Below are 20,817 nucleotides of genomic sequence, written 5' to 3' on the forward strand. Positions count from 1 at the left end.
TTTTTGTTTTTTTGGGGGAGTTGAGATGAAGTTCAAAGGCCCGCAAAAAGAAGAAATGATCAGTGCGGGAATCGATATAGGCACAAGTACTACAAAGCTGGTAATCAGCCGGTTCACATTAATGAATATGGCTGGCGGGGCGCATGTGCCGCGAATTGAAATTATTGACAAACAGGTCATCCATCGCAGCCCAATTTACCGAACCCCGCTGCTTTCACCAACCACAATTGATATTAAAAAAATTGAAGACCTTGTCAGAAAGGAATATCAGGAAGCAGGTATTGAGCCGAAGGATATTCAAACGGGGGCAGTGATTATTACGGGTGAAACAGCCACAAAGTCAAATGCAGAAGTCATGCTGCATCAGCTGTCTGATCAAGCTGGGGAGTTTCTAGTTGCAACAGCTGGTCCTGACTTAGAAGGAATCATTGCCGCTAAGGGATCGGGCGCCTATGAATATTCGAAAGATACGGGGAAGGTAATTGCCAACATCGATATCGGCGGGGGGACCGCCAATGTGGCCGTCTATAAATCTGGCAGACTTTGTGGAACTTGTACTCTTCATGTAGGCGGCAGATTAATTGAGTTTAAGGATAACAAAATCCAGAATATTTCTCCGCCTGTTAAGAATTTACTGTCACAATGGGATTCATGGATGGTGGAGGGGCAAAACATAAATCCATCAGCGATAAAACAAGTAACCGATTTTATGGCAGATGTCATTGCACGGATGTTAAATAAGGCACTCACAAACGAGGATCTACCGTTGCTGCTAGGTCATGAACCAAACTGGGTGGAGGATATTGAGGCAATTATGTTCTCAGGCGGGATAAGTGAATGCATTTATCGGCATGAGACTGGAACCGTACTGACCGACGGGTACGATGATATCGGGTTAATGTTAGCCGCTTCCTTAAAGGAAAGTTCAAGTCTTGCTGGGTGGAACTGGGTAAAGCCGCAGGAAACGGTTCGGGCCACAGTACTGGGTGCCGGAATGCAAACGACTGAAATCAGCGGCGCAACGATTGAAGCTGATCATCGAAAATTGCCGATGAAAAACTTGCCGGTTTACCAGATTCGATTCGAGGGTGATTTTAAAACGGAAATAAACCAATTATCCAAGCGGATTGAGGAAGCACTCGATCTCTACGATCCGCAGCGCGATGGTCAGAATTTTGCGGTTTATTTTTCAGAACTGCCTTACTTAAGATTCCGTGAAATCGATGAATTTGCTGAATCCATACTCAATGCAATGAAACAAAAACCGAATCAAACGCAAGCCTTGGTCCTTGTGCTTGACCGGGATTATGCAAAAGTTCTCGGGCAAACACTCAAGCGGAAGGCTCCGGTGCAATCCATCATTTGTATTGATCAAATTAAAGTAGAAAATGGGGACTATTTGGATATTGGCCAAGTGCTCGAATCCGATGTTGTTCCTGTCATCATAAAAACATTAACATTCCAGAAATGACGAAAGGGGGCATTCTTATGAGATTAAAGTCCACCTATTTAGGTGCCGTCTATCAATTTTCCTCACTAAAAGATTTATTTGCGAAAGCAAATGAAGAGAAATCCGGCGACCGTTTAGCAGGGATTGGTGCTGAGACGGTTCAGGAACGAATCGCAGCAAAACAAGTGTTAAGTTATTTAACATTAAAAGATATTAGGGAAAATCCTTTGCTATCACCTGAAGAGGATGAGGTTTCAAGGATTATCGAGAGTCAGATCAACGAACCCGTCTATCAATCAATTAAAAATTGGTCTGTTTCGGAGCTTCGCGAGTTTATCCTGAACGATACAACAAGCGGTGAAGACTTGAAACGCCTTAGCCGAGGTCTGAATAGTGAAATGATTGCAGCGGTGGCAAAGATCATGTCCAACCTCGATTTAGTCCACGCCGCCAATAAAATTGAAGTTTTAACTAAATGCAATATTACGATTGGTCAAAAAGGAGTCTTAGCCTCTAGACTGCAGCCGAACCATCCGACAGATAATGTCGAGGGGATGATGGCCTCAATGAAAGAGGGGCTATCCTATGGGATTGGAGATGCCGTAATTGGAATAAACCCAGTAGATGACTCCGTTGAAAGTGTCAAACGGTTATTGCATGCAACTCATGACTTTATTCAAAAATGGGAAATTCCAACGCAAAACTGTGTGCTAGCCCATGTGACGGCTCAAATGAAAGCTGTCCAGCAGGGGGCACCGGCAGATATGATTTTCCAAAGTATTGCCGGAACCGAAGCGGCGAATAGGTCTTTCGGGATTACCGCATCCCTCTTGGAGGAAGCCAATGAACTGGCGAAAATATACGGTACAGGAACGGGTCCACAACGCTTGTATTTTGAAACAGGTCAAGGATCTGAATTATCCGCCGAAGCTCATTATGATATCGACCAAATGACATTGGAATCCCGGAATTATGGCTTTGCCCGCTACTATGACCCGTATATTGTCAATACTGTAGTCGGCTTTATCGGCCCAGAGTACTTGTACAACAACAAACAAGTGATTCGAGCCGGTCTTGAAGATCATTTTATGGGAAAAATGCATGGCATTCCAATGGGCGTTGATATTTGCTATACGAATCATATTAAAGCAGACCAGAATGACATTGAAGATCTTGGCGTGCTGCTTTCCGCGGCAGGGGTGAATTTTATTATCGCTGCGCCAATGGGTGATGATTGTATGCTCAATTACCAGAGCTTAAGTTATCACGATGTTGCGACATTAAGACAGACGCTGAATAAACGTCCGGCACCATCATTTGAAGCATGGCTGGAGAAAATGGGTATTTTTGAAAACGGGAAATTAAGTAAATATGCAGGGGATCCGACGATTTTTTCGCGATAGGAGGTGGAAGGAGTGAATCCTGAGTTAGTAGAACAAATCACGAAAATGGTGGTTGAAAAATTGCAGATGATGACCGCTGCTGGCGATACGGGGGTGGAAGAAGGTAAGAAAATAACGAATGAAGATCCACCGGCAAAAATGGAAGTGAAATTTTGGAACCACCGGACGAATCATGTTGAAACTGAATGCAATCAAAATCCGGGCTGCACGGTTTCAGTCCATGAACAAGAAATACTTCTTGAACCAAAGCCGCCTGTAGGACTTGAAAATCCGTTTAATAAGGAAGAGCTGGATCTTCTAATTAGCAAAACACCGGCAAGAATTGGCGTAGGCCGTGCGGGATTAAGGCCTAAAACGGACACTTGGCTGAAATTTCGCTTTGACCATGCAGCGGCAGTCGATGCCGTTTATGGTGATGTCGATTCGAAAATACTTGAAAGCTTATCCTTATTAAAAGTGAACACGAAGGTTTCCGATAAAGAGGTCTATGTTCGTCGTCCTGACTTCGGCCGAAAGCTCTCTGATGAGGCAAAACAATTAATTGATCAAAAATGTAAAAAGTCTCCAACTGTTCAAATTATTGTTTCGGACGGATTAAGTTCGAAAGCGGTGGAGGAAAACTTAGAGGATGTTTATTTATCTCTTAATCAATCGCTTCAAAGCTTAGGTCTCGAAGTCGGAACACCATTTTTTATCGAAAAAGGCCGGGTCGCGGCAATGGATGATGTTGGGGAGATCCTAACACCGAAAGTGATTGTTTACTTAATTGGGGAACGTCCCGGTCTCGTGAGTGCGGAATCGTTAAGTGCGTACCTCTGCTACGAACCACGCCACGGCACGATTGAGGCCGACCGGATGGTAATCTCCAATATTCATAAGGGCGGCATTCCACCGGTAGAGGCCGGCGCCTATATCGGAACGGTCGTGCAAAAAATATTAAAATATGAAGCTAGCGGTGTTTCGCTGGTACAAAAAGAGCAATAAGGGGAGGGTTAATAAATGGCATTAGAACGAATTCATGCAGAAATCTTGGCTGTTCGGATTATTCCAAATGTTGACCCTGCTTTAGCCGTACAGTTTCAATTAAAACCCCATCAACGGAGTTTAGCGATTTTTACCTCCACGATTGACGATGTCGGCTATACAGCCCTAGATGAAGCAACGAAACGAGCTGATGTTGATGTTGTCTATGCAAAGTCCTTCTACGCAGGTTCCGCGCATGCCTCAGGGCCATTATCTGGCGAAATGATCGGCGTGTTGGCAGGTCCAAGTCCAGATGAAGTGAAAAGCGGGATGGATGCGGTGATTCAAACCGCAGAAAATGAAGCGTATTTTGAAGCCATAAATGACGAAAAAAGCCATGCCTTGTATGCCCATGTGGTAGCAAGAACGGGTTCTTATCTATCAGCTGAGGCAGGAATTAATCAAGGAGAAGCTCTAGCCTATTTGATTGCTCCGCCGCTTGAGGCAGTGTATGGAATTGATGCGGCGTTAAAGGCTGCGGATGTGGAGCTGGTGAAGTTTTTTGGACCGCCTTCAGAAACAAACTTTGGAGGAGGGCTATTGACCGGGTCGCAATCGGCATGCCAGGCGGCAGCAGATGCATTCCGTGATGTGATTATCGAGATTGTGAGAAATCCACGGCAGTATTAGTAATTGGAGATTGGAGGAGTTTCCAAATAAAATCCAGCAAATGTCGTAAGTTTCGAAAAATAGGTAGTAAGTGACTGAAAATAGGTAGTAAGTAAGTGGAAATATGTCGTAAGTTTATGGAGATTTGAGTAGTTTCCAAATATTATCCAGTAATTGTCGTAAGTTTTGAAAAATAGGTAGTAAGTGACTGAAAATAGGTAGTAAGTAAGCAGAAATATGTCGTAAGTTTATGGAGATTGGTGTAGTTTCCAAATAATATCCAGAAAATGTCGTAAGTTTATGGAGATTTGAGTAGTTTCCATATAAAATCCAGCAAATGTCGTAAGTTTCGAAAAATAGGTAGTAAGTGGCTGAAAATATGTCAGAAGTGAGCAGAAATATGTCGTAAGTTTATGGAGATTGGAGTAGTTTCCATATAAAATCCAGCAATTGTCGTAAGCTTCGAAAAATAGGTAGTAAGTGACTAAAAATATGTCGTAAGTAAGCAGAAATTTGTCGTATGTTTCAAAAAATTAGTAGTAAGTGGTAAAAGTACAAGAAAGAAAGGAGTGTCCCTGTTGCCATTTGATTTAGATCTACAATCCATTCAAGAAATGCGGGATGCAGTTCAGAAAGCGAAAGAAGCACAGCAAAAGTACTTGGCATTTTCCCAAGAACAAGTTGACAAAATTGTGAAACGGGCTGCCGAAGCAGCTGCTGCCAAATCACTTGAATTAGCCCAGATGGCGGTCGAAGAAACCGGAATGGGTGTGGTTGAACATAAAAAAATGAAAAATGACGTCGGTTCACTTGCTGTCTATGAATCTATTAAAAATGAAAAGACAGTTGGAATCATTAACGAGGACCGTACAAAGAGAATCGTTGAAGTTGCCTCACCATTTGGGGTGATTGCCGGGATTATTCCAACGACAAATCCAACTTCAAGTGCGATTTTTAAAGCATTAATCGCTCTAAAAACAAGAAATGGAATTGTTTTTAGTCCGCATCCGCGGGCAGTGAAATGCTCAGTCGCCGCTTTAAAGATTTGTTTGGAGGCAGCCGTTGAAGCGGGAGCACCGGATGGAATTATCGGCTGGATCTCAAAACCAACCATGGCAGCAACCACTGAATTAATGCGTCATCGTGATATTGATTTGATTTTAGCCACTGGCGGAAAAGATTTAGTCCGTGCTGCCTACAGTTCAGGAAAGCCTGCATATGGGGTCGGTCCTGGGAACGTTCCCGTCTATATCGAAAAAACCGCCAATATCCAAAAAGCGGTCAAAATGATCGTTCAAAGCAAAACGTTTGATAACGGTACAATTTGTGCAACGGAACAGGCCATTGTGGTTGACAAGAATGTGAAAGAAATGGCCGAAAGAGAGCTTAAAAAGAATGGCGCCTATTTCTTAAATGAGCAGGAGAAATCACTAGTAGAAAAGGTTATTTCACCATCGCCAGGAAAGCTGAATCCGGCAATTGTTGGACAAAGTGCTGTCAAGATTGCGGAATTGGCGGGGATTTCCGTTCCAGCCGACACAACGATATTAATTGCTGAAGAAACGCGGATAGGGAAGGACGTTCCATTTTCCATTGAAAAACTGTCGCCGATCTTTCCGATTTATACAGCAGAAAGCTATGAAAGTGCTAAAGAACTGTGTGTGAAAATCTTAAATCTAGGCGGGATGGGACATAGCTTATCCCTTCACACAGAGGATGACAAAGTAGCCCGTGAATTTGCGCTAATCATGCCAGTTTCTCGACTGATGGTGAATACACTTTCTTCCATTGGTGCAGTGGGTGCCACAACGGAATTGATGCCATCGCTGACCCTTGGCTGTGGATCATTTGGCGGTAATATTACATCAGACAATCTAACGGCCCGCCATTTAATCAATATCAAAAGAATGGCCTATGGAACAAAAGAGGTAGACGTTCCAAAACCATCCAGCAAAAGTACTGCTCCACAATGGGGTGCCAGCAGCCAGGTAGATGAGATTGTGAATCAGGTATTAAGCAATGTGAATATATCGGGCCAGCTAGATCCGCAGGTAGTTTCTGAATTGGTAAATCAAGTATTAAAAAAATATCAAATGAATTAATAGGAGGAATTTACAATGGCTAGAGAATTAACAGCATTAGGAATGGTGGAAACAAAAGGTTTGGTAGCATCCGTGGAAGCGGCAGATGCAATGGTAAAGGCAGCAAATGTACATTTAGTCGGTAAAGTACATGTTGGCGGCGGGCTTGTAACCGTTCTTGTCCGCGGAGATGTAGGTGCGGTTAAAGCGGCAACTGAAGCAGGTGCGGCAGCAGCAGAACGTGTTGGCGAACTATTATCGGTTCATGTCATCCCGCGTCCGCACAATGAATTAGAGAGCATTTTACCCAAATTAGAAGCGGAAGTGTAAGAAGTAAGGAGCCAATTCGATGAATGAACAAGCCATTCGAACAGTTGTTGAAGAAGTGATTCAGCAATTGTTAAAAAAGGACTCCAGACCCAATACAATTCCGATGGCTGTCTCTGCACGCCATTGCCACTTAAGCCAAGCTGATTTAGAAACGCTTTTTGGCAAAGGGTATGAGTTAACGAAAAAAGTGGACTTATCACAGCCCGGACAATTTGCGGCCAATGAAACGGTGGTCATTGTCGGACCAAGAGGAAGCATTGAAAAAGTGCGAATTCTTGGTCCAGCCCGTTCTTTAACACAAGTAGAAGTCAGCAAAACGGATGCAGTAAAGCTTGGGGTGAACCCGCCCCTAAGGGAATCGGGCAATATTGCTGGTTCTGCACCGATTACTCTCGTAGGGCCCAAAGGAAGTATTTTCAAAAATGAAGGACTGATCATTGCCCAGGCCCATATTCATATGCACCCAGAGGATGCCGCTTATTTTGCCGTCGAAAACGGCGAGTATGTACGAATCCGAACAGAAGGGGAACGACCGGTTTCGTTTGAAAAAGTTCTTATAAGGGTTTCACCGAGATATCGGCTTGAGATGCATATCGATACCGATGAAGCCAATGCTGGATTCATTATAAGCGGTCAGGCAGGTTTTCTTGTCAAGGATGGGGAGCCTTTCGTAAAACCCCAGCATGTGACCAATCTGCCATCACCTGAACAAAAGAAACCAAAAGAAGTTCAATTTCAAAAAAATCTCTTAACCAAAAGAGATGTCGAGGCATGGCAGTACGAGAAGATTACGGTTCACAAAGGCACCATGGTGACTCCATTGGCACGGGATGCCGCAAGAGAATTGAAAAAAACCATCCAGGTTATGGATTAGCTTAAGGGGATGATTTTTTGTTAGTTGGAACGGTGATTGGAAATGTGTGGGCGACAAGGAAGGAAGAGAATCTAACAGGATTAAAATATTTATTTGTCCAGCCGGAGCTTCCATCCGGTTCTCCTATCCTTTCACCGTTTATTGCGGTGGATCGGATTGGTGCAGGAGTCGGAGATAAAGTGATGGTCACAACGGGAAGTGCGGCGGCAAATATTATTGGTGAGTCTAGAATGCCGATAGATGCTGTCATTATCGGAATTATCGATTCGATTGATGTAGAAGGAGGTGCGTAAACGATGTCAAAGGCCTTAGGAATGATTGAAACTAGAGGGCTGATTGCCTCGATTGTTGCGGCAGATGCAATGGTGAAAGCAGCAGATGTCCGTTTAGTTAAAAAAGAAAAAGTGGACGCCGGACTCGTTTCAATTTTAGTAGAAGGAGATGTCGGGGCTGTCCAAGCAGCGGTCGATGCCGGTAAGTATGCAGCTCAAAGTGTCGGGGTGCTGGTAACTGCGCATGTGATCCCGCGACCGGATGAGGGAGTAGGCCAAATGTTGGCGCAGACGCCGAAAAAGAGTGAAGAAAAACCAAAACCTGCAAAAAGGGGTCAAAGAACAAAACAAGAAGAGCCACCACCACAAACGGAATAATTTTTAAAAGATTGGAGGAGGAAACATGGCTTTCAAACGTAAAAAAATTGCCGTGGTCGGTGCAGGGTTTACTGGTGCAACAGCAGCACTGATGGTTGCGCAAAAAGAATTAGGAGATGTCGTTCTTGTTGATATCCCGTCTCAAAACGATCCGACCAAAGGGAAGGCGCTGGATATGCTAGAAGCCAGTCCTGTCCAGGGCTTTGATGCAAATATAACGGGTACCTCAGATTATGCGGATATACAGGATGCTGATTTGGTGTTAATCACGGCAGGATTGCCGCGGAAACCTGGGATGAGCCGGGATGATTTGGTTTCTACCAATGCAAAGATTATTGAACAAGTCTCGGAAAATATTAAAAAATATGCGCCGAATAGCTACATTATCGTTTTAAGTAATCCCGTAGATGCGATGACCTATGTTTGTTATAAAACAACAGGGTTTCCTAAAAATAGGGTTATCGGTCAGTCCGGTGTCTTAGATACAGCGCGTTTCAACACGTTTGTTGCCCAGGAATTAAATGTGTCAGTGGAAGATATTTCGGGTTTTGTCCTTGGCGGGCATGGGGATGATATGGTCCCGTTGGTTCGATTCTCTTATGCCGGGGGAATCCCGCTTGATAAAATTCTCCCGCCTCACCGATTGGAAGCGATTGTGGAGAGAACGCGTAAAGGCGGCGGCGAGATTGTCAGTTTGCTAGGGCAAGGCAGTGCCTACTACGCCCCAGCAGCTTCGATGGTCCAAATGGCTGAAGCCATATTAAAGGACAAAAAACGAATCTTGCCATGTATTGCCTATCTGGAAGGGGAATATGGTTATCAGGATTTATATTTAGGGGTTCCAACGATTCTTGGCGGTGATGGGATTGAAACGGTTATTGAAATTGCGTTAACCCCTGAAGAAAAAACAGCGCTGGATCAATCAGCGCAATCTGTTCGCAATGTCATGTCGATATTGAAGACACTTTAATATTTGGTTAATTTAACCTGTGAATCCTTCTACAATTCTATATTAAACTAGTAACTACTAGCTTTTGAAATAGTCTTGTAGAGGGATATGGTTTTCGTTTAATATTTCCAGGAGATTTACTTTGAAAGGGGAAGGTTTATGGAGCAGGGAAACAACCATTTACAAAAAGCGCTGAAACCAATCCATCTCTGGGGTATTGCCGTAGGAATGGTTATTTCCGGCCAATATTTTGGCTGGAACTATGGTTTTGAATCAGGCGGCACCATTGGCCTCGGCATTGCCGCACTGATTATTATTGTTTTTTATACGACCTTTATTTTTAGTTATTCAGAGCTTTCAACTTCCATCCCACATGCCGGTGGGCCGTCTGCCTATGCCCGCAAGGCAATGGGGCCGTTTATGGGTTTTATAACTGGTTTAGCCTGTTTACTTGAATTCGTATTTGCCCCTCCAGCGATTGCGGTTTCGGTTGGTGCGTATATCAATTTCTTAATCCCAAGCATAAATGCCGTTTATGCAACGGTCGGAATGTTTATTTTATTTATTTTGGTCAACCTTATCGGTGTAAAAGGTGCCGCTGTCATTGAGTTAGTGGCAACGGTTTTGGCACTAATTGGTCTCGCGATTTATTATGTGGCCGGTTTACCTCATATTCAATCATCCAATATCTTTAATGATATGGCTTTTAGTCATGGCTGGTCCGGGGTTTTGGGAGCGATTCCATTTGCCATTTGGTTCTTCCTTGCGATTGAGGGGGGAGCAATGGCAGCAGAAGAGGTGCGAGACCCGAAGAAGGATATTCCAAAAGGTTTTATTTCCGGTATTTTAACGCTTGGTGTGGCAACGATTTTAACCTTAGTCGTAACGGCAGGACTTGGCGGCGGTACCGGTAAACCAGCGGATTATCCACTTCCTCAGGCATTGGCAAGTATTTATGGAGAAGGCAGCTTTATCCCGAAATCTGTTGCTATTATCGGTTTATTTGGTCTAATTGCCAGCTTGCATGGTATTATTATCGGTTATTCCCGTCAAACGTTTGCCCTAGCTCGTGCAGGATACCTGCCTAAGTTTTTGTCAAATCTTTCGAAACGCGGGGTGCCGCATTGGGGCTTGATTGTTCCTGGAGCGATTGGCGTTATCGCAGCAGGCTCCGCAAACTTTGCAAATGCGTTGATTATCCTATCCGTTTTTGGTGCGATTACGATGTACTGCCTAAGTATGGTTTCGTTGTTTGTGCTGCGGAAAAAAGAGCCGAATTTGGAAAGACCATTTAAGGTGAGCTATCCTGTGGTACCGGCGATTGCATTAGTATTAGGCGTTTTCTCTTTTTTCTGCGTGGTAAAATACAGCGTGTTAACGACAACTCTTCCATTGTTTGGAGTACAGCTGCCTTTGGCGGGTGTAATACTGACGATTTTTGGTGTGGCAATTGTCTACTATTTCTTAGTAGGATCCAAGAATCTTCGTCCCATGTCGGAGGAGTTTGTTTCCATTGAGGATGTGACTTCTGCAGAAACAGGGACAGAAGAGAAAATAGGATAACGTATATTAGGAAAAGATGTTCCATTGGGGTGGGGCATCTTTTTTTGTATTCCGCAGGGACGGTTCTCTTAGACTAATTTAGACTATAAGAACCGTCCCCATGGCTTTTAGGCTTTACCGATATTTTTATTCAATCATCGCATGATGGTTTTTTCAGAATATAGATTTCTTTTACCAATTTTCCCATTTGCCACCATTGTACCCAAGACATCCAATACGGCTCGGGCTGCCAACAGGGAGGTTTTATCACTGACATCATATGGAGGTGATACTTCAACAACTTCCATCGCGCACACACCTTCCTTAGCGACAAGCTGTAAAAATTTCAATGCTTCGCGTGGCAGGAAACCGCCTGGTTCAGGTGTACCCGTTCCAGGCGCAAAGCCAGGATCAAGACTATCGATATCAAAACTTAAATACACAGCTTTTGCATTCTTCCAGGCCGTTTCCAAAGCAATTTCAGCTGCTTTCTCAATACCCATCGTTTCCACATCTGTCATGGTTAAAATAGTGGTATTTCTTTTTCCAGCATTGGAATAGCCTTCACGTGGACTAATCCATCCACCCTGACCCACTTGTACCAGATTTGAAGCCGGAGCATTCGGAATATTAGTGGCATGGAACCAAGGTGTACCATGCATTCTTTCATCCATATCCTTTTCACCCATGTCGATATGTCGATCTAAATGGATGATTCCAACGTTCCCGTCCACATTTTCGGCAATGGCACGCAAACACGGATAACCGATCGCGTGATCTCCACCAAAAATAATGGGCATGGTTCCCGAAGAAAATACGTGTGATACGGCTTTTGTAATTTGATCAAAGCTTTTTTCAATATTGGCGATTGTAAATACATCACCGATATCCACCATATCTAGTGACTCTTTTAAATCAACACCTAATTCAAAAGAGAAGGAAGTAAATAAACTAGAAATGCGACGAATCGCCTGCGGGCCAAATCTGGTTCCAGAGCGGTAAGTGGTTCCAATATCAAAAGGAACTCCCATAAAGGCTACATCATATTTTCCAACTTCACGAACATCTTCTAAATAAGGGACTTTGAGAAAAGTATTAATGCCGGAATAGGGTGGTAAAGATCCTCTAGAAAAACAGGAAATCGTTCTATCTCCAATGGATTCAGCAGCTTCCAATCCAAATTCCAGTCCACGCTTGATTTCTTCCTCTGCTTTCACTCTTGGAACTTCCTTTTCTTTCTGGGCGGCAATAACACCTAAAAGATCGTTTTTGGTTTCAGCGTCCAAACCTGTGCTCGGTTTGTATTTAAGTCCATGATTATCAAAAAATCCCATTTTATATTCCTCCTAGGAAAGTATTAAATGATTTACATCCGGTTAAAAAATTGCCGGAAGAAATGAAGATTCACCAAAGACATAGAGGATTCCCATGCCTAAACTGTATATCGCTGTAGCAAATGCGAAGCTTCGAAAGGCTATTTTATTCTTGAGAATACGTGTAAACCCGAAAAAACAAGCCAGGGCCAACAGGGTATGAGAAATCAACAAGCCGACGACAAACGCAAGGACCACGATGATCCCATGATCCAAATGACCAACGCTCGAAGCAGCGGTAAACAGCATCAATTGGGTAGGAGTTTCAGCGCCAATACCGTGAGCGATTCCAATGACGAAAGAACCGGTACGGGAAACATTGATATTGATGCTGGAATCAAAACCTCGGTATTTCCCGAAATAACGACCAGTAAGTAAGGCAAACAAATTATAAAAACCTGTAAATAGGATTCTCCATCTACTAACCATGATGATTTCTTGGCTGTTTTTATAAAGAGAAAGCAATAAAAAAGAGGCCAAAATAATAAGTGTTACTCCAACAATCGGTTCCATCACGTTATCAACCCAAGAAGGGAGTGTGCTTCCGAACAGTACCGCCATTCCTCCAAGCACAATAATGACGACTTCATGACCCATTGCGTACCAAAAGGCCAAAATAAATCCTTTTTTCTGTTCTTTCTCACCACCTGTCAAATCTGTGATGGCAGCGATGTGGTCCCAATCAATCCCATGCCGTAATCCTAAGAAAACGGAAAGTAATATAAGGCCAAAGATTGCATTATCCACTTTAAAACCTCCCTGTAAAATGTTCATTTTGGACAAATTCTCTAAGTATGGTTATAGCTTCATCGACTGTTCGAGGTATTGTACGAAATTTGTGTCTAGGAAGGTTTATAAAGGGAAGTGACAGCAACGGCAATCGCAAGCGCGCTTTTTCCATTAGTTTTTCATCAAGTACCAAAGAAGGTGACCCTTCCGCTAACAGACGGCCTTCGCTTAGCAGGAACAGATGATCCGCCCAGTTAGCTGCAAAATCGACATCGTGAGTCAGAACGATAACTGTTTTTCCGATAATGTGTAAACCTTCTAAAAGAGCATAAATGCTCTTATAACCTTCAGGGTCCAAGCCGCTAATCGGTTCATCTAAAACCAAAACATCAGCTTGAGTAACAAGTGCTCTAGCAATACCTATTCTTTTTTTTTGACTCTTGTTTAAATAACTTATGGTTTGATACTTCGACTCAAGCATGCCAACCATTCCTAGAGCCGTCTCTGCCATTTTAATTTTCTCTGCTTTAGGCAGTGATTTATTGACGATTCCAGCAGTTACATACTCCCAGACGGTTCGAACAAAAAGGGATGAGCGTAAATCTTGTTCTACAAATCCGATACGTCGTCGAATAAATTTTTTTGGCTTTGATAGAGTTTCTTCCCCAAATAATCGAATGGATCCGCTCTTAAGTAGTAATCCACCACTTAATTGATTAGCGAGTGTTGTTTTTCCTGAGCCGCTGCTGCCAAGAACCACTGCTTTACTATTAAATGGCACTGCTCCGGAAATATCCGAAAGGCCTAGTTCGCCATTTGGAAAAACATAGGATAGATTATGAAACTCCAATGCATACATTCTAGGTAACACCATCCTATATAGGAAAAGTTCCTTTAAATATTTGTAATACTAAATGTCTCATGAACGATTAAACCCAAATTTATAAATCGGCAGAAATACTTTTATCCTGGCTTTCCACTAACAGGTAATCATCATTCACATCATCAAAATGTAACTTTCGAAGGCGTTGACGGAAGAATTTTGTCAAGAAAAGCAGATAGACAAATCCGATTGCCATCCAACTGATTCCTAAAATGAGCGCATGAATATTCAAATAGGACCATAGCCACATGATGAATCCTGCACCAATAAGCGGAAAAATAAGATAATGAATGGTATCGGCGAAAGACCGCTTACGATTCCTCACATAATAGTGTGCGATGACGGAAAGATTTACAAAGGTGAACGCAATCAGTGCTCCGAAATTAATAAACGTAATCGCTGTATCCAGGCTTAGCACAATTCCAAATAAGGAAATGAAACTAACAACTAGAATACTAGTGGATGGCGTTCTAAATCGTGGATGAATATAGCCGAATATTTTTTTCGGTAAAACCGAATCTCTGCCCATTACATACAACACGCGAGAAACACTCGTTACGGACGAAACACCTGAAGTAAAGTTTCCGATAATCATGACAGTAATGAATAAAGAGCTAAATAAGTTTCCACCGATCATTTTGACAAGTTCGAGTGCCGCAGAATCAGTGTTTTTGAAATGAAATCCTGGAAAGACAATCTGTGCCAAATAGGATGAACCGATATAAATAATACCCATGATAAGCATCATCAAAAAGATGGCTTTTGGAATCGTTTTCTCCGGATTAATGGCTTCTTCCGACAATGTTGTGACGGAATCGAAACCTAGAAAACTAAAGCAGAGAAGTGATGCCCCGGCGAAGATGACAGAGACTGAAACATTTGAGTTAACGAAGGGATGAAGGGATACAAGTGTACCTGTACCCATGCCCCCCAAAACGCTTTTGATGGTTAAGATGGCAAAAACGACAATAAAAAGGACTTGAGCGATAACAAAAATTTTGCTTGTATTTGCGGAGAAGTTGATACCGATTAAACTAATGATGGTTATACCGATATTTAGGATGATAATCCAAAAAGAAAACGGAATGTTTGGAAATTCTGCGCTTAAAAAAACAGCGGACATAAGGCAGGTAATCATCGGCGTTAACAGATAATCTAACAAAATGGTCCATCCAACCATGAAACCGGTTTCAGAATTCATCGACCTTTGAGTATAGGTGTACGCCGATCCCGCAATTGGATGAGCCTTTGCCATCTTTCCATAGCTGACTGCGGTAAAAAGAATGGCCATAAACGCAATAACATACGCACCCGTAAGTACGCCCTTTGAAGTTTCAGCTGCAATTCCATAAGTATTAAAAAATACCATTGGGTTATTCCAGGCTAAACCTAAAAAAACAACTTGTAACAATGTAAGGGATCTTCTAAGAGTTGCTTTTTCAGTCAAATTCCTACCTCCTCCGCTATACTCTCTTAATTCTGTTTGGGCGTTTGCCCGAAATCTTGTTTCTTCTCTTCTTTCCTTGGTTGAATAAATATCATATCTTTTCGATAGGGATCGTTTTCTAATAGGAAAACAAATCTACCAAATTTCACCTCCTTTAAATTTACTATTCAGATAAATCTGAACTTAATGTATCATTATGGTAAAGCTTTGTGTTACACAAAGGTCAATAGGTTTTGTAATGGCATTTTTTATATCATTTTTGTTTCTTTAAAGGGTGGTGTTTGTATGAAAGAAAGGTTAACGATCAGTGAAATGGCCAAGTTACGAGGGGTGACGACAGAGACATTACGTCATTACGATCGGATTGATTTATTTAAACCGACATATGTTGATTCTCAAACAGGTTACCGTTATTATTCAATTTTTCAGTACGAGATACTTGGGACGATCAAAGAGCTTCGTCAAATCGGGATGAGTACGGAGGAAATTAAACAGTATTTCAATCAGCGAAATTTTAAGAAATCGAGGGATATTCTGAAAGCTAAACATGTCGAACTTGTTAGTAAACTAAAAGAATTATCTGAGCTTGAGGAAAATATTCAAGAAAAAATAATGTATTTAGACAGTATTTTAAGCGAGGAGGCATTTCATGAGATTACCCTTCGTGAAATAAAAAGCCGAAAGTTATTTACGTTAAATGAACATATCAATACGAATTTGGAACTTTGTTACAGTATTATAAGATTAGAGACCATGCTTACAGAGAAAGCTCCGATTCTTGCCAGTAATCGTTTGGGCATCATTATCAAGGAAGCAGACATTAATGACCGACGTTTTGAGGATCCCTCTGTTATTTTTGTCGTCGCAAAAAATAATGAACAAATTCCAGAAGAGTACTTGAAAATTATTCCTGAAGGGTTATTTGCATGTATTCGTTATAATGGGGAATTGTTAAGGAATCGAAGTAAAAGTTTGAATAAAATATTTGCATACTTGGACGAAAATGGATACCGGATCACGGGTGATGCACTTCAAATCATGCATGTGGATATTACGGTAACTGATATTCCAAATGAAGTCATGTTTGAAATACAAGTTCCGATTCAAAAAGCTTATAAGAAAAATATTTATTGACCTAACGATAGGAATGCGTTTACAATGAAAATCAGTTATTAGTCAATTTAGAAAATTAAAATGCAAAAGAGGTAGCTGCATGACGAAGGGATTCGACAGAAAAATTGGTCAGCAGGCAATCATGTACGCGTTTGCAAAAGAAGAGGAAGAAGCTTTATTAGAAAGTAAGCTTACGCAAATGAATTGGCGCTATGGAAAAGGAAAGGTTGGATCAATGGAGCTGCAGAAAATCGTAGCAGCCATTGAAACATCGGCGAAAAGGCAAGAAATAGTCAACGCTGAACTTTATCGTGAAATGCATGCATTGTATCATGCGATTATTGAAGCGATGCATGGTGTAACACGTGGTCAAGTTGAGCTTGGCGGAATGCTTAGAACAGCAGGTCTTCGGTTTGCGATTCTTCGAGGCCATCCGTTTGAGAACAAGGCAGAGGGCGAATGGATTGCCGTTGCAGTGTATGGAACAATTGGAGCACCGGTTCGCGGGTTTGAGCATGAAGCGATCGGATTAGGTATTAACCACATTTAAATAATAATAAGCCTATAGTTATTAGTTAAACAGGGGGCTGTATTGACGACGGGATACGTCTGTCAATACGGCCCCCTTTTTGGTTTTTAAAAAATGATAAGGGGTGTAAGAAATGGTTGTATTAACAGGTCAGACTTTAAAGATTGAAGAAGCAAAAGAGGTTTTATATAATAATGCGTTTGTTAAAGCTTCAGCGGAAAGCTGGAGCAAGGTGGAAAAAAGCAGGGAAGCTGTTGAAATGATCGTAAAGCAGAAGAAAGTCATCTACGGTATTACAACGGGGTTTGGAAAGTTTAGTGATGTATTGATTGATGCTGAAGATGTCGAGCAGCTGCAGTGGAATTTGATTCACTCTCATGCATGCGGGGTAGGAGAACCGTTCCCTGAAGTAGTTTCACGAGCCATGCTTCTGCTGCGTGCTAACGCATTATTAAAAGGTTTTTCTGGAGTGCGTCCCGTTGTCATTGAACGCTTGCTTGAGCTTTTGAATGCACATATACATCCGGTCATTCCGCAGCAAGGCTCACTTGGAGCGAGCGGGGATTTAGCACCACTGTCCCATTTGGCTCTTGTGTTAATGGGTGAGGGTGAAGTGTTTTATAAAGGGGAACAAATGAAGGCCGTCACAGCTTTGTCGAAAGAAGGCATCGTTCCACTGACACTGCAAGCGAAGGAAGGCTTAGCGTTAATTAACGGTACCCAAGCTATGACAGCAATGGGTCTAGTCAATTACATCGAAGCCGAGCAGCTTGCACTTCAAACGGAAGCGATCGCATCATTGACATTAGAAGGATCACGCGGAATTAAGGATGCTTTTGATGCTGATGTTCATCTTTCACGTGGGTATCGTCAACAGTCTGAAGTCGCGGAACGTATTCGGAGAATGATTAGTGACAGCCAGCTTGTCACTACCCAAGGAGAACTTCGGGTACAGGATGCATACTCTCTTCGCTGCATCCCACAAGTACACGGCGCATCATGGCAGGCCCTTGATTATGTAAAAGAGAAACTTGAAATTGAAATGAACGCAGCAACCGATAATCCGCTTATTTTCAATGATGGTGAAAAGGTTATTTCGGGAGGGAACTTTCACGGCCAGCCGATCGCCTTTGCAATGGACTTCCTTAAAATCGCCATGGCGGAGTTCGCGAATATTTCAGAGCGCCGAATTGAGCGTCTCGTCAATCCGCAGCTAAATGATTTACCGCCGTTTTTAAGCCCAGAGCCGGGTTTGCAGTCGGGAGCGATGATTATGCAATATGTGGCAGCTTCGCTTGTATCAGAAAACAAAACATTGGCGCACCCGGCGAGTGTGGATTCCATCCCATCTTCAGCAAACCAGGAAGATCATGTAAGCATGGGGACAATTGGATCCCGCCATGCTCATCAAATCATTCAAAACGTCCGCCGTGTATTGGCAATTGAGCTTATTTGCGCCTTGCAGGCAGTGGAATATCGTGGAATAGAAAGAATGGCTTCATTTACAAATGCTTTTTATACGGAAGCGAGAAAGCTTATCCCAAGTATTACGCAAGATCGTGTGTTCTCAAAGGATATTGAGGCAGCAGCAAGCTGGTTAAATCAAATCGACTGGAAATCATTTGTAGAACAAAACTTACAAGTTAGAAATGAAGAAATTTCCAAACAGTAATCACGGTGATGGAATTGTTTTTAGACCTACATCTTTCAAAATCATCCCTATTTCGAAAATGGGAGGAATAGTTATAGTGGTTACTATGCTCGCCTCTTGTTCAAATCTTTAACGTCATTCCGGAGCATTGTTTGCTCCGGTGACTATTTTCTTACTGAATATTACAGACCTTATACGATCTAAAGGATCAAATTATTTTTATTTCGGAAATTCTAAGCTTCTGAGAAAGGGATAACAGATGTTTTTAAAAGAGTTGACAAAAAAAGAATATATTACAATTACTTACTATGAAAATAGTTCATTACTAACATGCAATGGCCGTGTATGTCTAATTGATATACAGAAACAAGCACTTTTATTAAAAGACAGACAGCAAAAAAATCTCTCCATTCGTTTATCCGATATTAAAGAAATTCATTAAAGATTGCATTAAATAATACATTGGTACATTCCATTCAAACAACTTATATAAGAGGTGCATCAAATGAAAGTGGCAGTTGATGTAAATGGCGAACGAGTTCAAAAACAAGATGGCTCGCAAAATGAGACATTGGATTTATTGAGTTCCACTCAATCTATTATAAAAATGGCTGTAAGAAAATTAGGCTATAGTGAGGAAATGTATGAGTTATTAAAAGAGCCGCTTAGAATCCTAACGGTACGTATCCCAGTCCGAATGGATGATGGTTCCACTAAAATTTTTATTGGATACCGTTCTCAACATAACGACGCTGTTGGTCCTACAAAAGGGGGTATACGTTTTCATCCGGAGGTAAGTGAAGAGGAAGTAAAAGCGTTATCCATGTGGATGAGTTTAAAATGCGGAATTGTTGATCTTCCATACGGCGGTGGAAAAGGGGGAATTATATGTGACCCTCGCAGCATGTCATTTCTTGAATTAGAACGTTTAAGTCGAGGATATGTGCGTGCTATTAGCCAAATTGTCGGGCCAACGAAAGATATTCCTGCACCAGATGTCTATACAAACCCGCAAATTATGGCATGGATGATGGATGAGTATAGCCGTATTCAAGAATTTGATTCTCCAGGATTTATTACAGGAAAACCGATTGTACTTGGAGGTTCTCAAGGACGTGAATCAGCAACGGCTGCCGGAGTGACGATTTGCATCGAAGAGGCAGCAAAACGAAGAGGGATTCCAATAAAGGGTTCACGCATTATTATCCAAGGGTTTGGGAATGCAGGAAGTTATCTTGCAAAATTTATGAAAGATGCAGGAGCAAAAGTGATTGGCATTTCAGATGCATATGGTGCGCTTTATGATCCGGCAGGGCTTGATATAGATTATCTACTTGATCGGCGCGATAGTTTTGGTACCGTAACAAATTTATTTACAAACGTTATTACGAATCAGGAGTTACTTGAAAAAGAATGTGAAATTCTTGTTCCTGCCGCGATTTCTAATCAAATTACAGGCGAGAATGCAAATAAGATTAAGGCTGATATTATTGTGGAAGCCGCGAATGGACCAACAACCCTTGAAGCCACACACATATTAACAAATCGTAACGTATTACTTGTTCCGGACGTACTTGCAAGCTCTGGCGGTGTAACTGTTTCCTATTTTGAATGGGTACAAAACAACCAAGGTTTTTATTGGTCAGAAGAAGAAGTAGCCCAAAGGTTACGTACTAAAATTGTCGATTCCTTTGAAAGGGTTTTCTCCACGGCTCAACAATACCAAGTAGATATGCGCTTGGCTGCCTATATGGTTGGAATAAGAAAAATGGCAGAAGCATCCCATTTTCGTGGCTGGGTTTAAATATTGTTTAATAACCGAATACCCGGTTGATAAAATATAAAAATTATCTAGCAATATATAAGAATCTTAATTGGAGGAGATTTTATGTGGGTCATCACTTCTTATTCAAATTCAAATATTACTATGTATGAATTTGACTCAGAAGAAGATGCAAGAGGTGCTTTCAATAACATGGAAGGCTGCAGGATTCTTTCTGAGATTGTTTACTTTACTGATCAAAGTAGGGAATTAGTCCCTGTTTAAGAACTTTACAATGAATCGACCTTTATTTACGAGATGATAAAAATAATGAACAAATCTATAAATATTGCTATTTTAGATAAAAACTTATATATAAACAACCGCAATTTTTAAAGAATTTATAAGTTTTCGAATTT

At 41.8% G+C, this 20,817-nt stretch carries 20 protein-coding genes and 1 pseudogene; 17 read left to right on the forward strand and 4 right to left on the reverse strand.

Annotated elements, in window-relative coordinates:
* Positions 1–25: 25 nt before the first annotated feature.
* The 11 genes and pseudogenes from PH210_RS25455 (at position 26) to eat (ending at position 10,932) form a co-directional block, all read left to right on the forward strand.
* Positions 26–1,471 (forward strand): ethanolamine ammonia-lyase reactivating factor EutA, encoded by a 1,446-nt coding sequence (locus PH210_RS25455; RefSeq protein WP_289989169.1) that lies wholly within the window; start codon positions 26–28, stop codon positions 1,469–1,471.
* A gap of 17 nt (positions 1,472–1,488) precedes the next feature.
* Positions 1,489–2,853 (forward strand): ethanolamine ammonia-lyase subunit EutB, encoded by a 1,365-nt coding sequence (locus PH210_RS25460; protein ID WP_289989170.1) that lies wholly within the window; start codon positions 1,489–1,491, stop codon positions 2,851–2,853.
* A 12-nt stretch (positions 2,854–2,865) separates the two neighbouring features.
* The gene (gene eutC, locus PH210_RS25465; protein ID WP_289989171.1) at positions 2,866–3,837 is read left to right on the forward strand and encodes an ethanolamine ammonia-lyase subunit EutC; all 972 of its coding nucleotides are present in this window, start codon (positions 2,866–2,868) and stop codon (positions 3,835–3,837) included.
* Between the two features lie 15 nt (positions 3,838–3,852).
* Positions 3,853–4,506: an ethanolamine utilization microcompartment protein EutL gene (gene eutL / locus PH210_RS25470; RefSeq protein ID WP_289989172.1), complete on the forward strand. Its 654-nt coding sequence runs from the start codon at positions 3,853–3,855 to the stop codon at positions 4,504–4,506.
* 557 nt (positions 4,507–5,063) lie between these two features.
* The gene (locus PH210_RS25475) at positions 5,064–6,587 is read left to right on the forward strand and encodes an aldehyde dehydrogenase family protein (RefSeq protein ID WP_289989173.1); all 1,524 of its coding nucleotides are present in this window, start codon (positions 5,064–5,066) and stop codon (positions 6,585–6,587) included.
* A 15-nt stretch (positions 6,588–6,602) separates the two neighbouring features.
* Positions 6,603–6,896: a BMC domain-containing protein gene (locus PH210_RS25480; RefSeq protein ID WP_289989174.1), complete on the forward strand. Its 294-nt coding sequence runs from the start codon at positions 6,603–6,605 to the stop codon at positions 6,894–6,896.
* A 19-nt stretch (positions 6,897–6,915) separates the two neighbouring features.
* Positions 6,916–7,545 (forward strand): annotated as a pseudogene (locus tag PH210_RS25485) (phosphate propanoyltransferase); the annotation flags it as partial.
* A 242-nt stretch (positions 7,546–7,787) separates the two neighbouring features.
* Positions 7,788–8,063, forward strand: a complete 276-nt coding sequence (locus PH210_RS25490; RefSeq protein ID WP_289989176.1) for a EutN/CcmL family microcompartment protein — start codon at positions 7,788–7,790, stop codon at positions 8,061–8,063.
* 3 nt (positions 8,064–8,066) lie between these two features.
* On the forward strand, positions 8,067–8,420 hold the full coding sequence (locus tag PH210_RS25495) for a BMC domain-containing protein (protein ID WP_289989177.1): 354 nt from the start codon (positions 8,067–8,069) through the stop codon (positions 8,418–8,420).
* A gap of 25 nt (positions 8,421–8,445) precedes the next feature.
* Entirely contained in the window at positions 8,446–9,390 is a 945-nt protein-coding gene (gene mdh / locus PH210_RS25500) for a malate dehydrogenase (protein ID WP_289989178.1), read from the forward strand.
* A 138-nt stretch (positions 9,391–9,528) separates the two neighbouring features.
* A complete protein-coding gene (eat, locus tag PH210_RS25505) occupies positions 9,529–10,932 on the forward strand; it encodes an ethanolamine permease (RefSeq protein WP_289989179.1) in 1,404 nt (467 codons plus the stop codon).
* Between the two features lie 134 nt (positions 10,933–11,066).
* Here eat and PH210_RS25510 read toward each other — a convergent pair whose 3' ends face one another.
* The 4 genes from PH210_RS25510 to PH210_RS25525 form a co-directional block, all read right to left on the reverse strand.
* The gene (locus PH210_RS25510) at positions 11,067–12,245 is read right to left on the reverse strand and encodes an agmatinase family protein (protein WP_289989180.1); all 1,179 of its coding nucleotides are present in this window, start codon (positions 12,243–12,245) and stop codon (positions 11,067–11,069) included.
* Positions 12,246–12,287: 42 nt separating this feature from the next.
* Positions 12,288–13,031 (reverse strand): HoxN/HupN/NixA family nickel/cobalt transporter, encoded by a 744-nt coding sequence (locus PH210_RS25515; protein WP_289989181.1) that lies wholly within the window; start codon positions 13,029–13,031, stop codon positions 12,288–12,290.
* 1 nt (position 13,032) lies between these two features.
* Positions 13,033–13,872: an ATP-binding cassette domain-containing protein gene (locus PH210_RS25520; RefSeq protein ID WP_289989182.1), complete on the reverse strand. Its 840-nt coding sequence runs from the start codon at positions 13,870–13,872 to the stop codon at positions 13,033–13,035.
* 82 nt (positions 13,873–13,954) lie between these two features.
* Entirely contained in the window at positions 13,955–15,343 is a 1,389-nt protein-coding gene (locus PH210_RS25525; RefSeq protein WP_289989183.1) for an APC family permease, read from the reverse strand.
* A gap of 285 nt (positions 15,344–15,628) precedes the next feature.
* Between PH210_RS25525 and PH210_RS25530 the strand changes: the two genes are divergently transcribed.
* The 6 genes from PH210_RS25530 (at position 15,629) to PH210_RS25555 (ending at position 20,683) form a co-directional block, all read left to right on the forward strand.
* Positions 15,629–16,477, forward strand: coding sequence for a MerR family transcriptional regulator (locus tag PH210_RS25530; RefSeq protein WP_289989184.1), 849 nt, complete (start codon positions 15,629–15,631; stop codon positions 16,475–16,477).
* Positions 16,478–16,556: 79 nt separating this feature from the next.
* Positions 16,557–17,006, forward strand: coding sequence for a histidine utilization transcription antiterminator HutP (gene hutP, locus PH210_RS25535; protein ID WP_289989185.1), 450 nt, complete (start codon positions 16,557–16,559; stop codon positions 17,004–17,006).
* 112 nt (positions 17,007–17,118) lie between these two features.
* On the forward strand, positions 17,119–18,657 hold the full coding sequence (gene hutH / locus PH210_RS25540; protein WP_289989186.1) for a histidine ammonia-lyase: 1,539 nt from the start codon (positions 17,119–17,121) through the stop codon (positions 18,655–18,657).
* Between the two features lie 238 nt (positions 18,658–18,895).
* Positions 18,896–19,078 (forward strand): YolD-like family protein, encoded by a 183-nt coding sequence (locus PH210_RS25545; RefSeq protein ID WP_289989187.1) that lies wholly within the window; start codon positions 18,896–18,898, stop codon positions 19,076–19,078.
* 63 nt (positions 19,079–19,141) lie between these two features.
* The gene (locus PH210_RS25550; protein ID WP_289989188.1) at positions 19,142–20,440 is read left to right on the forward strand and encodes a Glu/Leu/Phe/Val family dehydrogenase; all 1,299 of its coding nucleotides are present in this window, start codon (positions 19,142–19,144) and stop codon (positions 20,438–20,440) included.
* Positions 20,441–20,524: 84 nt separating this feature from the next.
* A complete protein-coding gene (locus tag PH210_RS25555) occupies positions 20,525–20,683 on the forward strand; it encodes a hypothetical protein (RefSeq protein ID WP_289989189.1) in 159 nt (52 codons plus the stop codon).
* Positions 20,684–20,817 lie beyond the last annotated feature (134 nt).

Source organism: Paenibacillus sp. BSR1-1, assembly GCF_030403775.1.
Classification (GTDB): domain Bacteria; phylum Bacillota; class Bacilli; order Bacillales; family Cytobacillaceae; genus Neobacillus.

Excerpts from the sequence above, each read along its gene's own strand:
- hutH (WP_289989186.1), top strand. The coding sequence starts at position 17,119 with ATGGTTGTATTAACAGGTCAGACTTTAAAGATTGAAGAAGCAAAAGAG.
- PH210_RS25480 (WP_289989174.1), top strand. The coding sequence starts at position 6,603 with ATGGCTAGAGAATTAACAGCATTAGGAATGGTGGAAACAAAAGGTTTG.
- PH210_RS25510 (WP_289989180.1), bottom strand. The coding sequence starts at position 12,245 with ATGGGATTTTTTGATAATCATGGACTTAAATACAAACCGAGCACAGGT.
- PH210_RS25530 (WP_289989184.1), top strand. The coding sequence starts at position 15,629 with ATGAAAGAAAGGTTAACGATCAGTGAAATGGCCAAGTTACGAGGGGTG.
- PH210_RS25455 (WP_289989169.1), top strand. The coding sequence starts at position 26 with ATGAAGTTCAAAGGCCCGCAAAAAGAAGAAATGATCAGTGCGGGAATC.
- hutP (WP_289989185.1), top strand. The coding sequence starts at position 16,557 with ATGACGAAGGGATTCGACAGAAAAATTGGTCAGCAGGCAATCATGTAC.
- PH210_RS25550 (WP_289989188.1), top strand. The coding sequence starts at position 19,142 with ATGAAAGTGGCAGTTGATGTAAATGGCGAACGAGTTCAAAAACAAGAT.
- PH210_RS25545 (WP_289989187.1), top strand. The coding sequence starts at position 18,896 with ATGTTTTTAAAAGAGTTGACAAAAAAAGAATATATTACAATTACTTAC.
- eutL (WP_289989172.1), top strand. The coding sequence starts at position 3,853 with ATGGCATTAGAACGAATTCATGCAGAAATCTTGGCTGTTCGGATTATT.
- mdh (WP_289989178.1), top strand. The coding sequence starts at position 8,446 with ATGGCTTTCAAACGTAAAAAAATTGCCGTGGTCGGTGCAGGGTTTACT.
- PH210_RS25460 (WP_289989170.1), top strand. The coding sequence starts at position 1,489 with ATGAGATTAAAGTCCACCTATTTAGGTGCCGTCTATCAATTTTCCTCA.
- PH210_RS25520 (WP_289989182.1), bottom strand. The coding sequence starts at position 13,872 with ATGTATGCATTGGAGTTTCATAATCTATCCTATGTTTTTCCAAATGGC.
- PH210_RS25555 (WP_289989189.1), top strand. The coding sequence starts at position 20,525 with ATGTGGGTCATCACTTCTTATTCAAATTCAAATATTACTATGTATGAA.
- PH210_RS25495 (WP_289989177.1), top strand. The coding sequence starts at position 8,067 with ATGTCAAAGGCCTTAGGAATGATTGAAACTAGAGGGCTGATTGCCTCG.
- eat (WP_289989179.1), top strand. The coding sequence starts at position 9,529 with ATGGAGCAGGGAAACAACCATTTACAAAAAGCGCTGAAACCAATCCAT.